At 70.0% G+C, this 13,365-nt stretch carries 8 protein-coding genes and 1 pseudogene; 2 read left to right on the top strand and 7 right to left on the bottom strand.

What is annotated here, in order from left to right; all coding sequences use genetic code 11:
- From ACT6Y9_RS03755 to ACT6Y9_RS03740, 4 genes and pseudogenes are all read right to left on the bottom strand, one after another.
- A pseudogene (locus tag ACT6Y9_RS03755) lies at window positions 1-428 on the bottom strand (molybdopterin molybdenumtransferase MoeA); the annotation flags it as partial.
- A gap of 71 nt (window positions 429-499) precedes the next feature.
- Window positions 500-1,024 (bottom strand): molybdopterin-guanine dinucleotide biosynthesis protein B, encoded by a 525-nt coding sequence (gene mobB, locus ACT6Y9_RS03750; RefSeq protein ID WP_298745122.1) that lies wholly within the window; start codon window positions 1,022-1,024, stop codon window positions 500-502.
- A complete protein-coding gene (gene thrC / locus ACT6Y9_RS03745; RefSeq protein ID WP_443743549.1) occupies window positions 1,021-2,457 on the bottom strand; it encodes a threonine synthase in 1,437 nt (478 codons plus the stop codon). The genes mobB and thrC overlap by 4 nt, the downstream gene beginning before the upstream one ends.
- Window positions 2,458-2,703: 246 nt before the next feature.
- Entirely contained in the window at window positions 2,704-3,249 is a 546-nt protein-coding gene (locus tag ACT6Y9_RS03740; RefSeq protein ID WP_443743548.1) for a hypothetical protein, read from the bottom strand.
- 238 nt (window positions 3,250-3,487) lie between these two features.
- Between ACT6Y9_RS03740 and ACT6Y9_RS03735 the strand changes: the two genes are divergently transcribed.
- Window positions 3,488-5,728 carry a PhoH family protein gene (locus ACT6Y9_RS03735; RefSeq protein ID WP_443743547.1) on the top strand — a complete coding sequence of 747 codons (2,241 nt, stop codon included), beginning with the start codon at window positions 3,488-3,490 and terminating at the stop codon, window positions 5,726-5,728.
- A gap of 115 nt (window positions 5,729-5,843) precedes the next feature.
- Window positions 5,844-6,629 carry a peptidylprolyl isomerase gene (locus ACT6Y9_RS03730; RefSeq protein ID WP_295477488.1) on the top strand — a complete coding sequence of 262 codons (786 nt, stop codon included), beginning with the start codon at window positions 5,844-5,846 and terminating at the stop codon, window positions 6,627-6,629.
- Window positions 6,630-6,709: 80 nt separating this feature from the next.
- Here the strand turns inward: ACT6Y9_RS03730 and recD are convergent, their stop codons facing one another.
- From recD to ACT6Y9_RS03715, 3 genes are all read right to left on the bottom strand, one after another.
- The gene (gene recD, locus ACT6Y9_RS03725) at window positions 6,710-8,755 is read right to left on the bottom strand and encodes an exodeoxyribonuclease V subunit alpha (RefSeq protein WP_443743546.1); all 2,046 of its coding nucleotides are present in this window, start codon (window positions 8,753-8,755) and stop codon (window positions 6,710-6,712) included.
- A complete protein-coding gene (locus tag ACT6Y9_RS03720) occupies window positions 8,755-12,279 on the bottom strand; it encodes a UvrD-helicase domain-containing protein (RefSeq protein WP_443743545.1) in 3,525 nt (1,174 codons plus the stop codon). The genes recD and ACT6Y9_RS03720 overlap by 1 nt, the downstream gene beginning before the upstream one ends.
- Window positions 12,276-13,365: hypothetical protein (locus tag ACT6Y9_RS03715; protein WP_443743544.1), on the bottom strand; the 1,090-nt coding region annotated here is incomplete at its 5' end. The genes ACT6Y9_RS03720 and ACT6Y9_RS03715, both read right to left, overlap by 4 nt.

Here is a 13,365-nt window from a genome sequence, read left to right as displayed (position 1 = left end):
GCGGAGACGTCCGAACCGCGCCGGCGCACCCAGGCGCCGGTTTTGGGCGCGGCGCGGAAGACCGCGCAGTCTCCGTCGCGCTCGACCTCCTCCTGCGGCACCACGGTGTCGGCGCCCGCAGGCATCGGCGCGCCCGTGAAGATGCGGGCGCACCCGTCGCGCCCGAGCTCGGCGCCCACCTTGCCCGCGGCGATGCGCTCGACGACAGGGAGCCGCACCGGAGCGGCCTCTGAGGCCTGGGCGAGGTCCGCCGCGGTGAGCGCGTAGCCGTCCATCTGCGAGTTGTCCCAGCCCGGCACGTCGATCATGCTCACCACGTCTTCGGCGAGCACGCGGCCGGTGGAGTACATGAGCGGAATCGTCTCCGACTCGTCAATGGGCTCGGCCTCCTTCATGAGGAGCTCAAGGGCCTCGGCGTAGGTGATCATCAGCAAAGTCCTTCTCGAACGGGAAAATGGGGTCGCCGGAGCGCTTCCCGGGGGAGCGGCGCGCGCGCGCCTCAGGCGCGTGCGGCGCCGAGGAGCGTCTCGATGAAGTCCGCGACCGCATCGGGGTCGTTGACGTCGAGGCGCGGCACGCCCTCAAACCCTGGTTCCTCGAAGTCGGTCGCGACCGCCGCGGGCCGCGCACCTTCGAGCGCGAGCGGCGGCTCGGCGGCCGCCGCCCTTCGGCGAACCTCAATTCTAGGGAAGGAACCCTCGTGCTTGAAACCCTCCACGAGAACGATGTCCACCTCCCCCGTTTCGGCGATGAGCGCCTCTACGGAAGCGGGTTCCCGCGGGGTCTCGACGAGCACGGCCCAGCGCTCGGCGGTGCGCAGCACGACGCGGGAGGCTCCCGCCTCCCGGTAGCGCCAGGTGTCCTTGCCCTGCCGGTCGAGGTCCACGCCGTGGTGGGCGTCCTTCAGGGCGGCCACCACGTACCCCCGGGCGACGAGGCGCCTGAGGACCGCTTCGGCGAGCGTCGTCTTCCCCGAGCCCGAGCGGCCGACGAAGCCGACGACGAAGGGACGAGCCGCCCTCACCACGGCTTCTTCGCGAAGTCGGCGACGAGCGCGCGGATCTTCTCCACGTCGACGGGCACCGTGGTCTTCCTCTGCTCGCGCTCGAAGACGTCCGCATAGGCGGGCGGGAGCTCCACCGTGTGGCCCGTCGCCTGCATCGTCATCTTCGGGAACTTCACGGCCTGCACGGTCTCAAAGCAGATCGTCTTCACGCCGACGGGGTGGAGGTACACGCCCGTGTAGAGGCAGTCGGCCGTGTGCGGGTCGATCGTGGTCGCGTACTCGATGTTGAGCGACTCGATGATCTCGAGGCGGTTGGCGTGGTTGGAAGTGCCGCCCGCAATGCCCGAACGACGCACCTTCATGTACTCCTCGTTCGTGAGCGCGAACGCCCCCTTCGTCTCGAGTTCGGCCATCAGTTCGCGGATGCGCGCGCCGTTGCGGTCGAGGACCTCGAAGAGGAAGCGCTCGAAGCTCGCCGCGCGCGAGATGTCCATCGCGGGCGAGGAGGTCGCGACCGTCTCGCTCGCCCGGCGCGGGGCGTAGACGCCCGTGCGCAGGAAGCGGTCCATCGCGTCGTTTTCGTTCGTCGCGACGAGGACCCGCAGAATCGGAAGCCCCATCTTGCGGGCGACGACGCCCGCGTAGGCGTTGCCGAAGTTGCCGCACGGCACGCAGAAGACCACCGGCTCGCTCTGCGAGCCCGTCGCCTGGATGTAGGCGTAGAAGTAGCACGCGACCTGCACGGCGATTCTCGCCCAGAGGTAGGAGTTGACCGCGCCCAGCCCGTTGGAGGTGCGGAAGTCGTCGTCCTCGAGAATGCCGTAGACGAGCTCCTGACAGTCGTCGAACGTTCCCTCCACCTCGAGGTTGAGCACGTTCTCGTCGAGGTCGGAGTAGAGCTGCGCGGACTGGAACTTCGACATGCGGTCCTTGGGCGAGAGCATCACGACGCGCGTGTCCTTGCGCTCGCCGAAGGCGTATTCGGCGGCGGCGCCCATGTCGCCCGTCGTGGCGCCCACGAGCGTGAGGTTCTTCGCCTCCGTGCCGAGGTGGCGCGCGTGGAGGCGCTTCAGAAACTGCAGGCTGAAGTCGTCGAAGGCGAGGGTCGGGCCGTTGGAGAGCTCAAAGATCCCCACCTGGTCCTTGAGCCACTTGATCGGCGCGACGTCGTGCGCCTTGAAGGGGTCGCGCCCGTTCGGGAAGTTCTGCGGCTGCCAGGCGTCGCGGCAGAGCGCCCAGAGGTCCGCCTCGGGGATCTGCGTCCAGAAGCGCCGCATCACCTCCCAGGCGATGCTCGGGAAGTCGCGGCCGCGCAGGAGCGCGATGTCCTCGGCCGTGAACTTCGGGAAGCTTTCCGGGACGTAGAGGCCGCAGTCGCTTGCGAACCCCTCGAAGGCGATGTCTGCGAAGGTCTTGCCTTCCGCGGCGCCGCGCGTCGAGATGTAGAGCATAGAAAGATCTCCGTTTCTGGTGTTCGTGCGCGCCCGCGCCTTTTTGGGGTCCGCCGCCCGAAGGGGAGCGGCGGCGGCCCTGCGGCGCCGCCGGGATCCCGTCGGAAGTCCGGCGCGCCGCCCTCGCGGGCGATCGTTGTCGTCGTCCGCGCCCACAGGGACGGGCGCAGTAGATTTATCCTAACCCAGAAGCCCGACGAAATCGGGGGACGGAAACAGGATTATTCACCCCGCCGTCCCCCGGTGTTATCCCGCCCCTTCCGACGCACTAGGCCGGAAGAGAGTGCGCGCCTCAGGTCGGCAGCTGTCGGATGCGGCGGCGGTATGCGGCGGGCGAGCACCCGAACCAGCGCGCGCACGTGCGCGAGAAGTTGCTCGGGTCGGAGAACCCGATCGTGTAGGCGATCTCGGTGATCGAGCGCTCGGTGTGCGCGAGGACATGTTGAGGCGTGCGGCGACATCCTGAATGCGCACGCCTTCGCCCGACTTCAGGAGCTCCTCGATCTCCTCCTCGACGCGCACGGTGAAGGAGTACTGCCGCACGCGGTTGAGGATCTGCTCGTTCGCCTCGCGCAGCATCGCGTTCTGCGCGGCGTAGGGCTCCATCACGTCGTCGTAGGCGTAGCGGATGAACCAACCGCGCGCGCCCTCGGTGTCGACCGGGTAGCCGAAGTAGTTCTCAAGCCGCTCGCGGTCCTTGGGCGAACATTTGTGGATGCGCACGCCCACCTCGACGGGCGTCACGCGGTGCTGCGAGAGCGAGTTCGCCTGCCGGTGCACGAAGGCGAGCACGCACAGGATCGCGGCGTACTTCGCCTCGTAGCCGTGGAGCGTGCGCAGGAAGAGCGACGAGCCCCGGGAACCCGCTGAAGGCGCGCCCGGGCGGCCGGATTATCAAAGGGGCGGCGCCCGGGAGAGGGCTGCCGCCCCTTCTTCATCCTGCGCCCCGTGCCTCTAGAATGACTGAACTGACCGGAGCTCCTCCCGGAGGAGGAGCCCTCACCCATCCTCTTCGCACAGAACTTCGTCTATGCCGCTGCCCAAAGCACCCGCCAAACCCGCCGACATCCTTGAGGACTACGGCGCGCCGGCCAAGCCCGAAACCGAACGCACGCTCCCCGAGGCGCGAAACGTCATGGCTACCTTCGCCGCGGCGAAGGTAGCCGCCCCGGCAGCGGAGAAGACGCCCGCCGAGACCGCCGCGAAGAAGTCCGCTGCAGCGCCCGAAAAGAGGCCGCGCAAGGCCGCGGAAGCGACGCCTGCAAAGGCTCCCGCAAAAGTCCCCGAAAAGGCCCCCGCGAAGCGCCGCACAACGAAGAAGACCTCCGCCGCCCCCGTCCCGACCGTCGAGGAAGCGCCCGCTCTGCTCGAGCGCGTGAAGGCGCCGAAGAAGGCGGCCGCGCTCTTCGCGCCGCCCCCCGCGGCCGAAGAGCCCGCGGCGCAGGCCGCACCCGTAGCCGAGGCGCCCGTTCCCGCGCCCGAACCCGCCGCCCAGCCGAAGCGCACCCGCAGGGCCGCCGCCAAGGCTACGCCGAAGACGGTCGAGCCCGTCGAGCTCGCCGGCAAGGCCGCTGCGCCGGCGTCTGAAAAGACGCACGAGAAGGCTCTCGCGAAGACTCCCCAAAAGGCAGCCGAACAGCCTGCCCAGAAGCCGGTCGTGAAGGCCGGCGCGCCGAAGACGGCGAAACCCGTGAAGGCCTCGAAGGCAGCTGAGAAGCCCGTGCAGTCCGTTCAGCCCGCCGAGGCGCAGGCCGCCGCAGCGCAGGCGCACAAGCCCGCCGCGAAGGCGCCCGCCCAGGAGGAGCGCAAGGCGGAGCCCGACTCCCGTCTCCCGCGCCGCGTCTATGCGCAGAACGCCGGCCGCAGGGGGCGCGCGGCCACGCCCGACGACAAGAAGAAGCTCTTCGTGCTCGACACCAACGTCCTCATGCACGATCCGCTCTCGATCTTCCGCTTCGCCGAGCACGACATCTTCCTGCCGATGACGACGCTCGAGGAGCTCGACAACCACAAGAAGGGCCTCACGGACGTCGCGCGCAACGCCCGTTCGGTGAGCCGCACGCTCGACGCCCTCATTGAGGCGAACGACGGGCAGCTGCGCCAGGGCGTGCCGCTCAGCCTCCTCGGCAACACCGAGGCGACCGGGCGTCTGTGGTTCGAGACCCGCCCGATGGGCGTAGAGCTCCCCGCGGCGCTTCCGACCTTCCGCGGCGACAACAGCATCCTCGCGACCGTCCACGGCCTGCATAAGGCCTTCCCCCAGTACGCCGTCGTCCTTGTCTCCAAGGACATCAACATGCGCATCAAGGCGACGACGCTCGGGATCCCCGCGGAGGACTACTTCAACGACAAGGTGTTGGACGACACCGACATGCTCTATTCGGGCAAGCTCACGCTCGAACCCGGATTCTGGGACTCGGTCGCGAAGACGCTGCGCTCCTGGCAGGACCACGGCACCACCTTCTACGAATTTGAGGCCGACGACCCCGCGCGCTTCATCGTCAACGAATGCATCTCGGTCGACGGCGACGAGAACTTCATGGCGCTCGTCACCCAGGTGCGCGGCCATACGATCACCGTGCGCCTCATGAAGGACTACCGCGCGAAGAGCCGCGTCAAGGTCTGGGGCATCAACGCGCGCAACCGCGAGCAGAACATGGCCCTCAACCTCCTGATGGATCCGGAGATCGACTTCGTGACGATCCTCGGTCAGGCGGGCACCGGCAAGACCCTGATGACGCTCGCCGCGGCGCTCACGCAGACGATCGACGAGCGGCGCTTCAGCGAGATCATCATGACCCGCGCCACCGTGAGCGTGGGCGAGGACATCGGCTTCCTCCCGGGCACCGAAGAGGAGAAGATGGCTCCGTGGATGGGCGCCCTCGAAGACAACCTCGAGGTGCTCCACGCCTCGGACACGGGCGGCGAATGGGGCCGTCAGGCGACGATGGACCTCATCAAGAACCGCATCCGCGTGAAGTCGATGAGCTTCATGCGCGGGCGCACGTTCCTGCAGAAGTTCGTGATCATCGACGAGGCGCAGAACCTGTCTCCGAAGCAGATGAAGACGCTCATCACCCGCGCGGGTCCGGGCACGAAGATCGTCTGCCTCGGCAACATCGCGCAGATCGACACGCCCTACCTCACCGAAGGGAGCTCGGGCCTCACCTACGTGGTCGAGCGCTTCCAGGGGTGGGCCCACGCCGCGACGATCACGCTCACCCGGGGCGAACGCTCGCGGCTCGCCGAATTCGCCGCGGAGGCGCTCTGAGAACGCCCGCGCGGCAGACTGGATTTCCCACAACGCTCATCATCGAAGGCTCCGCTCCGGGTCGCGCAGAGGCGCCCCGGAGGGACCCGTTCAAAAAGAAGGTCGAAAGGCAGAAATGTTCAAGCAGTCCCTCATCGCCGGCGCCGTGCTCATGCTCGGGCTCGCCGCCTCGGCCCAGGCCGAGTTCAAGAACATCACCGTCAACGGCGAGAAGATCTCCGCCGCGCAGCAGCAGCAGGTCTACGACAACGCCGTCAAGCGCGGCGCCAAAGCGGGCGCCGCCCTCGAGCAGCAGGTCCGCAGCGCGGTGGTCGAGGAGCGCGTGCTCCTGCAGGAGGCCGCCAAGGCGAAGATCGACCGCTCGAAGGACTACCGCGACGCCATGGAGCGCTACGGCAATCAGCTGAAGGTCCAGCTCCTCGTCTCCGACTACGCCCGGAAGAACCCCGCCTCCGACAAGGAGGTCCGCGCGGCCTACGACAACGCCAAGCGCGCCTACGGCGACGTCGAGTACAAGGTTCGCCACATTCTCGTGAAGACCGAAGCCGAAGCGATGAAGGTGATCGCGCGCCTCAACAAGGGCGAGAAGTTCGACGCGGTCGCGAAGGAGGTCTCGATCGACCCGCAGTCGCGCGACAAGGGCGGCCTCGTCGGCTGGCTCGTGCCCGCGAACGTCGACCAGACCTTCGGCAACGCCTTCCGCGTGCTCACCCCGGGCGCCGTCGCCCAGGCGCCGATCCTCAACCAGTACGGCTACCACGTGGTGAAGCTCGACGAGAAGCGCGCCGCGAAGGACTTCCCGACCTATGAGTCACAGAAGGAAGGTCTGCGCGCCCAGCTCTCCGAACGGAACGCCAAGCGCCACTTCGCTGAGCTCGTGAAGAAGGCCGCGGTGAAGTAGTCCGGGCGCGTCCGTCCGCATTGTTTTGCGCCCCGCGCGCCTCCCCGAAAGGGGAGAGCGGCGGGGCTTTTCTCCGCCCCTCAGAAGCGCCCGAGCCGCAGGCGGGCGGCCAAGCCCCCTTCGCGCACCGTCGGCCGGCGCACGGTTTCGGCGAGCACGTCGCGGCGGCCGAAGATGTCCACCTCCGCCTTCGTGCGGGTGATGCCCGTGTAGAGGAGCTCGCGCGTGGCGAGTCCGCTCCCGGGCCGGCGCGGCAGCAGCACCGCGACGCGCTCGAACTCCGAGCCCTGCGACTGGTGGATCGTGATCGCCCAGGCCGTGTCGTGCGCGGGCAGAAGCGCCGCCGGGAGCATCCGGTCGGCGTCCCCGAAGTAGACGCGGTAGACCACGGCGCCGTCCCCCGTCTGCGCCGCCGGAAGCACGATCCCGACGTCGCCGTTGTAGACGGAGAGTCCGTCGTCGTTGCGCCGTACGATCACGACGCGTCCGGGGTAGTTCTCGCCGCCCGCCACGGATTCAATCGGCCAGCGCGCGCGCATCTCGGCCCCGGCGGCGTCGTTCACGGCCGCGACGCTCATTGCGCCGCGGCGCTGTGCGGCGAGCACGCGGAACTGCGAGAGCGCTCCCCAGAGTCCGCGGGCGCATTCGTGGAGCGCCGCGTCGTCCGCGCCCGCCTGCCAGGCGAGGCGGTAGCGCTCAAGCTGGGCGGCGTACCCGTCGAGTTCGCGCGCGAGCCAGCGCCTCACCCCCCGGGTGAGTCCCGTGCGGTTGAAGGCCTCCTTCTGCGCCCGCCGCTCGTCTTCGTCGAGCGCCGCCTCTTCGGCGTCGTCGTCGTGCAGCTTCGCGCTCGCGGGATGCGGATCTTCGGACGTGGGCGCGGCGGGAAGGTCGTTCAGCGCAGCGAGCACCCGCGCGAAGACCTCCGACTCTGGAAGATCCGCCGCATCGCCCTGGTGGTTCACCGCGTCGGCGAGCCGCGCGATCACGCCGCCCGCGCGGAAGCGGTGGCTCGTCTTGAGCTCCACCGCGCACGCGGCGAGCGCCCCGTCGGCGTCGGAGATGTCCGCGAAGACGGCGCCCGGCCCCACGGCGGCGAGCTGGTGCTTGTCGCCGAGGACCACCACGCGGGCCCCTTCGCTCACGGCGGCGAAGAGCCGGGCGGCCCAGTGGATATCCACCATCGACGCCTCGTCCACGACGAGGACGTCCGCCGGGATGGGATTCCCGGGCCCCGGGAAGGCGCCCGCGGCGGTGGGCGTCAGAAGCCACTTGTGGATCGTGCGCGCGCGGATGCGTCGTTCGCCCTCGGGGCGCAGGGCGTCGACGGCGAGCGCGGCGGCGAGCACCGGCGCGAACCCGCGCCCGACGCTCTGCCGGATCGACTGGTCCATGCGACCCGCGGCCTTGCCGGTGGGCGCGGCGAGCGCGATCCTGAGGTCCGGGTTCTGCGCGAGAAGGCATTCGAGGATCTGCGCGACCGTGGTGGTCTTCCCCGTGCCGGGGCCGCCCGAGACCACGACGAAGCGCCGCTCGAGGGCGAGCTCGACCGCGCGGCGCTGCAGCGCGTCGGCGCCCGCCAAAACCGCCGTCGCATCGATCTTGCGGCGCATTTCCTCGGGGATGGGCTCGGTCGCGTCGCCCGCGAGCCCGAGGAGCGCCTGCGCGAGCATCACCTCTTCAAAGGCAAAGCGCGCGAAGTAGATGCGCGACTCCGCGAAGTCCCCGGCTTCGTCGACGACGATCGGCGCAAACCGTCCGGTGCCGGGCTGCCGGGCCTCGGCCCGCGCGGCGTCGAGAAAGTCGGCGAGGTTCTGCGCGAGCCCGACGGCGACCAGGTCGGCGAGGCCCTTTTGGAGCCGCGCGAGCCCCGAGGCCCCCGCCCGCGCCGGATCGGCGACGTCTGCGGCGGAGCCGAGCCGCTGCGCGGCGCCCTCCGCCCGGATGCAGACGCTGCCGCGCTCTTCGGCGCGCGCGAAGGCGCCCATCAGCGCCTCCATCGTCGGCGCGACGGATTCGGGGAGCGTGAGCCCCGATCCTTCGGCGTAGCGGGCGGCCGCGCGCAGGAGCGCGGCGCCGAGTCCCAAGAGTCCCCCCTTCGGGGCGGCGGTGAAGTTCGTTTCAGACATCAGCAGGCTCCGGAAAAGAGATCGTCGAGGCGGCGGATCACTTCAGGCCGCACGACGTCGCAGACGACGCCCTGCGGGTTCTCGGGGGTCGTGACCCCGGCGCGCACGCCGCGCAGAAAGACGTAGAGGGCGCCCGCCAACATGTCGTCGCGCCAGGCGGCGCCGAGCCGCGCGCGCAGGAAGCGCCTCAGGGCCACGAGGTAGATGAGGTACTGCAGCCGGTAGAGGTGCCGACGCATCTCCTCGTCCATCGCCTGCGCCGTGTACCCCTCGGCCTCGGGCGATATCTTGTTGCTCTTCCAGTCGAGCACCCAGAAACGCCCGTCCTTCATGAAGGCGAGGTCGATGAAGCCCGTGAGGAACCCCTTCAGGGACTCCTCGCGCAGCTCCCCGAAGTCGTACTTCGGGTCGAGGCCACGGAGCTCGGCGGCGAGGCGCTTCGCCGTGAGGCCCGCGGGGATCGGAATGAGGAATTCAAGCTCCGCGGTGCGGGCGCGCTTCGTGACCTCGCGCAGGAAGACGCCCGGCGCGATCTCGGCGTTCAGTACGTCGCGGATCATCTGCGCGGCGCCCTCGGCCGCGCGTTCGCGCGCCGCTTCGTCCGTGATCGAAAGGTGGCGCTCCACTTCGCGCCGGCAGAGCTCGAGAGCTGCGGCGCGACCCGCTTCGTCCCCCCGCGCCATGCCCTCGAAATCCGCGAGCTCGAGCATCTCATGCAGACACGTGCCCGCCTGCGCGCCCTTCGGGAAGTCGAGGATGTCCGAGCCCGCAGTCGGGCGCGCGGCTTCGCCGTACCAGGCGGAGAACCCCGGTGCGTCGTCCTCGGTCATGCGCGAAATGCCGGTGAAGCTCGACGTGCGCCAAGCCGCGCGACGCGCCCGTGCGGGCTGCACGGACGCCTCGGCGGCCGCCTCGGGCTGGAGCCGCAGGGCGTCCTCCCGGGCTTCGGCGAGGAGTTCGTTGAGGTCTCGGCGCGCCCATCTGCCCGGGAGCTCGTCGGGTCCGCACCCGCGCCTGCCCACGGCCTCGAGCGCCGCCGTCGCCTGATCGACCTGGTCCTTGCCGAATTCAACGCCGCCCATGAGCGCGCAGTAGTAGCCGCTCCGGGTCGCCTTGGACTGCGCGTTCCACTCGCGCGGCTTCCCGTCGCCCTTGTCGGGCTTCGTGGGCGTGGCGAGGACGAGCACGAGGTGCGCCGCCGCACGCGTCATCGCGACGTAGCAGAGCCGCACGGCCTCCTCGTAGGCCTCGGCGCACTCGACGGGGAGCGCATCGGTCTTCCGGTGGGTGAGGACGAGGGTCGGCCGGCCGGCGTCGTCGCGCCCCTTGTGCACGACTTCCTTCTGGGGCAGCACCGCATTGCGCTGCCCGTGGGGCAGGAAGATCACCGGATACTGCAGGCCCTTGCTCTTGTGGATCGTCTGCAGGGTGACGAGGTTGTCGTCGTTCTCCAGGCGCACCTTGCGGTCGCTCTCATCGCCCCGCGCGTCCTTCGTGCGGCCCGCTTCGGCGAGCCACGCCGCGAGGCCCGAGGGCGTCGGAATCGAGCGTGCCGCGCCGTGAAGGAGTTCGATCAGGTGCGCGTAGTTGGCGAGCACCCGCTCGCCCCCGGCGACGGGAAGCAGGCGCTCGGTCGTGCGGCAGAAGTCCATCAGGCGCCGCAAGGCCGGTGCGGGACCGGCCGTAGCCCAGCGGCGCGCGCCCGATTCGATCACCTCTCTGAGCTCGATGCGGCGCTTCTCCTCGGCCTCTTCGTTCGAGGTGAGGCTGAAGGGGTCGCCCACGAAGCGCGTCGCCTGCGCGGCGAGGAGCGCCTTCAGGTCGCCCGGCGCCGCGAAGGCGCGCAGGATGAGAAGGACTTCCTGCGCCTCTTCGGACGCGGTCACCTCGTCCTGCGATTCGTAGCGGCTGCGCACGCCGCGGAGCGCGAGCGCGCGGGCGATCTCCTTCGCGTCGGCGTTCGCGCGCACGAGGACCGCAACGTCGCGCGCCTCAAGGCCGCGCATGCGCACTTCGACGCCGTTGATCGGGATCGTGTGCGCCCTCTCGTCGTCCCCCTCCGCCTCGACCACCGCGAGTCCCCTGCGGCCCGCGTCGAGAAGCCGCGCGATGCGCCAGGCCATGACCTCGTTGACGGCGCTCTTCGTCTCTTCCGCCTTCGGGTCCACGTCCTCGAGGTAGGTCCAGAGCTCGCAGGCTTCGGACTCGCGCCAGCCGCCCGGGGCGCTCTCGTCGCGCAGCCACAGGCCGACGCGCTTTTTGCTCGCCTTGACCGGCTCGAAGACGAGGTCGGAGCGCAGGAAGGCGCTCCTCTTTTCTCCGGCCTGCGTGAAGAAGGCTTCAAGCCCGGCGAGGAGCTTCGCCGAGGAGCGGTAGTTGGTGCCGAGCCGCTCCCGGGCGCCGAGCGCCTCGATGCGGCGGCGTGCGAGGAGATAGGTGTTGAGGTCCGCGCCGCGGAAGCCGTAGATCGCCTGCTTCGGGTCGCCGACGAACCAGATCGCGCGGCCCGCGCGCACCGGGTCGTCAGCCGGGCGCTCGAAGACCGAGAGGAAGAGCCGGTCGATCACGGCGTACTGCAGCGGATCGGTGTCCTGAAATTCGTCCACGAGCACGCCCCGGTAGGCGCTGCGGATGCGCTCGACCAAGCGCTCGGCGCGCTCGAGGCGACGCCTCCCTTCGGGCGTGCCGTCGTCCTCGGGCATGAGCGCTTCGTAGAGGTCCTTCAGGAGGTCGTTGAAGGTCTTCACGCGTGCGTCGCGCTTCAGGCGCCTCAACTCCCCGGGGGCGTCCGTGAGGAAGCGCCCGAGCGCCGCGCCCACGTCCCCTTCGGGCGCCTCCCCCCAGGCGCGCGGTTCGAGCGCGGGGGGCAGCTCGGTGAGCTTCTCCAATTTTTTGAGCCAGTCCTCGCCTTCGACCAACTCCCGGCGCGCCGCGTCGTCGGGCAGCCGGTCGATCTCGCGGCGCAGATAGTCGCGCACCGCATCCTCGCGGTACGCCTCGTCCGAGGCGAGGACGTCGAACCCGAGCGCCCCGCCCGAGGAGAAGGCGTTCTCCTCGAGCACCTTCTGGCAGAAGCCATGGATCGTGCTCACGGCCGCGTTGTCGTACTGCGCGAGCGACTCGCGGATGCGCGCCGCCGCCGTCGCGTCGTCAATCCCCGAGCCGCGCCAATGTCCGATCTGCTCGACGATCTTGGCTTCGGCCGTCCGGACCTGCGGCGCCTCGAGGCCGCCCGCCTCCAGGAGCGCCAGGGCCTCCGTGAGGTGCGCCTCGATGCGGCTCTTGAGCTCCGCGGTCGCCGTCCGCGTGAAGGTCATCACGAGGAGCCGGCTCACCGGAATGCGCTCCTCAACCACGAGCCGCAGCACGAGGTGCTTGATCGAGAAGGTCTTTCCCGTGCCCGCCGAAGCCTCAAGCAGCGTCGGGCGCAGCAGGGGCGCCGTCACGACGTCGAAGTCGGGCTTCTTCTGAGTTCCCCCGCCCGTCTGCAGCGCGCCGTCCGCCCTGATCATTTCCGTCGTCATTTCCACCAGGCCTCCCATTCCTCGATCAGACGCTTCTTCTCCTCCGCCTCCGCGTCGGCGGCCGCGTTCGCCACCGCCGCGGGATCCGCCGCGGCGCCGGTCTTTTTTCTTCCCTTGGGTTTGAAGAGCGCCGCGGCCGCCTCGCCCGCGCGCTCCCGCGCCCGCAGGAGCGCGGTGAGGATCTGCGCCGCGTCGTTGAGCTTCTCGAGGGCGCCCTTGAGGTCGAGCCCGCGGAAGAGCATCAGGTTCGCATGATTGACGGCCGCTCCGGGCGCGCCGCGTTGTGCCGCATAGGGGGCCTTCGCGAGCGCCGGAGCGTCCGTGAGCGACGCGGCGAAGCTCCGCGCGAGAACGCCGAGAATCCGCCGGCCCTCCCCGGGCGTGAAGGCGGGAAGATCGAGCCTGTTGGGCCCCTCCTTGGAGCCCCGCTTTGCGGGCTTGAAGGGACAGATGAGGACGCCCTCGGCCTCAATGCCGGCGGCGGCGACGAGCGCGTACTCAAAGAGCGCCTGTACCACGATGGTCGAGAGCGCCTCCTTGCCGATCTTCGAGACGCCCGCGAAGACGAAGCGCCGCAAGCCTGTGGCGGGATCCCGCCAGAGGTTCGCTTCGCGCACCGTAAGGCTCCAATCGACGCCCGTCGGGGCGGCCGTGAGGATCACGGGATCTTCGCGCACGAGGCCCTGCGTCGCGTCCTTCACGAGCCCCGCGATCGCTTCGGCCTTCTCCACGTCGCCCGCGACCGCCCATTCGCGCACGCCCTTGGCGCCCACGGTGGGGTCGGCCGCCCAGCGCTCGAGCACCCAGCGTCCGTCCCCTCCTTCGAGGAGCTCCGAGAGCGCCTCGGTTCCGCGCGACCAGGCAGGAAGCCCCGAGGCTTCAGGCACAAAGGGCGGGCGGTCGTCGGCCTGCTCGCCCTCGAGGAAGACGCCGCGGCGCTTCAAGAGAAAGCGCGCCGGGTCCTTGAGCCAGCTCATGACGAGCGTGAGGGGCACGACGTCCCCTGCGGCCGGCGCCTCGCCCCCGCGGTCCGCGAGCGGCGGCTCGGCGTCGCTCCAACCCCTGCGCTGCGCCTCGGCGAGCGCG

Source organism: Sutterella sp. (genome assembly GCF_052272535.1).
In the GTDB taxonomy this organism is placed as follows: Bacteria; Pseudomonadota; Gammaproteobacteria; order Burkholderiales; family Burkholderiaceae_F; genus Sutterella.
Note: the sequence above shows the minus strand (reverse complement) of the source record. Positions and strands in the feature narration are given on the sequence as shown.

Excerpts from the sequence above, each read along its gene's own strand:
- thrC (WP_443743549.1), bottom strand. The coding sequence starts at position 2,457 with ATGCTCTACATCTCGACGCGCGGCGCCGCGGAAGGCAAGACCTTCGCA.
- ACT6Y9_RS03735 (WP_443743547.1), top strand. The coding sequence starts at position 3,488 with ATGCCGCTGCCCAAAGCACCCGCCAAACCCGCCGACATCCTTGAGGAC.
- ACT6Y9_RS03730 (WP_295477488.1), top strand. The coding sequence starts at position 5,844 with ATGTTCAAGCAGTCCCTCATCGCCGGCGCCGTGCTCATGCTCGGGCTC.
- recD (WP_443743546.1), bottom strand. The coding sequence starts at position 8,755 with ATGTCTGAAACGAACTTCACCGCCGCCCCGAAGGGGGGACTCTTGGGA.
- ACT6Y9_RS03720 (WP_443743545.1), bottom strand. The coding sequence starts at position 12,279 with ATGACGACGGAAATGATCAGGGCGGACGGCGCGCTGCAGACGGGCGGG.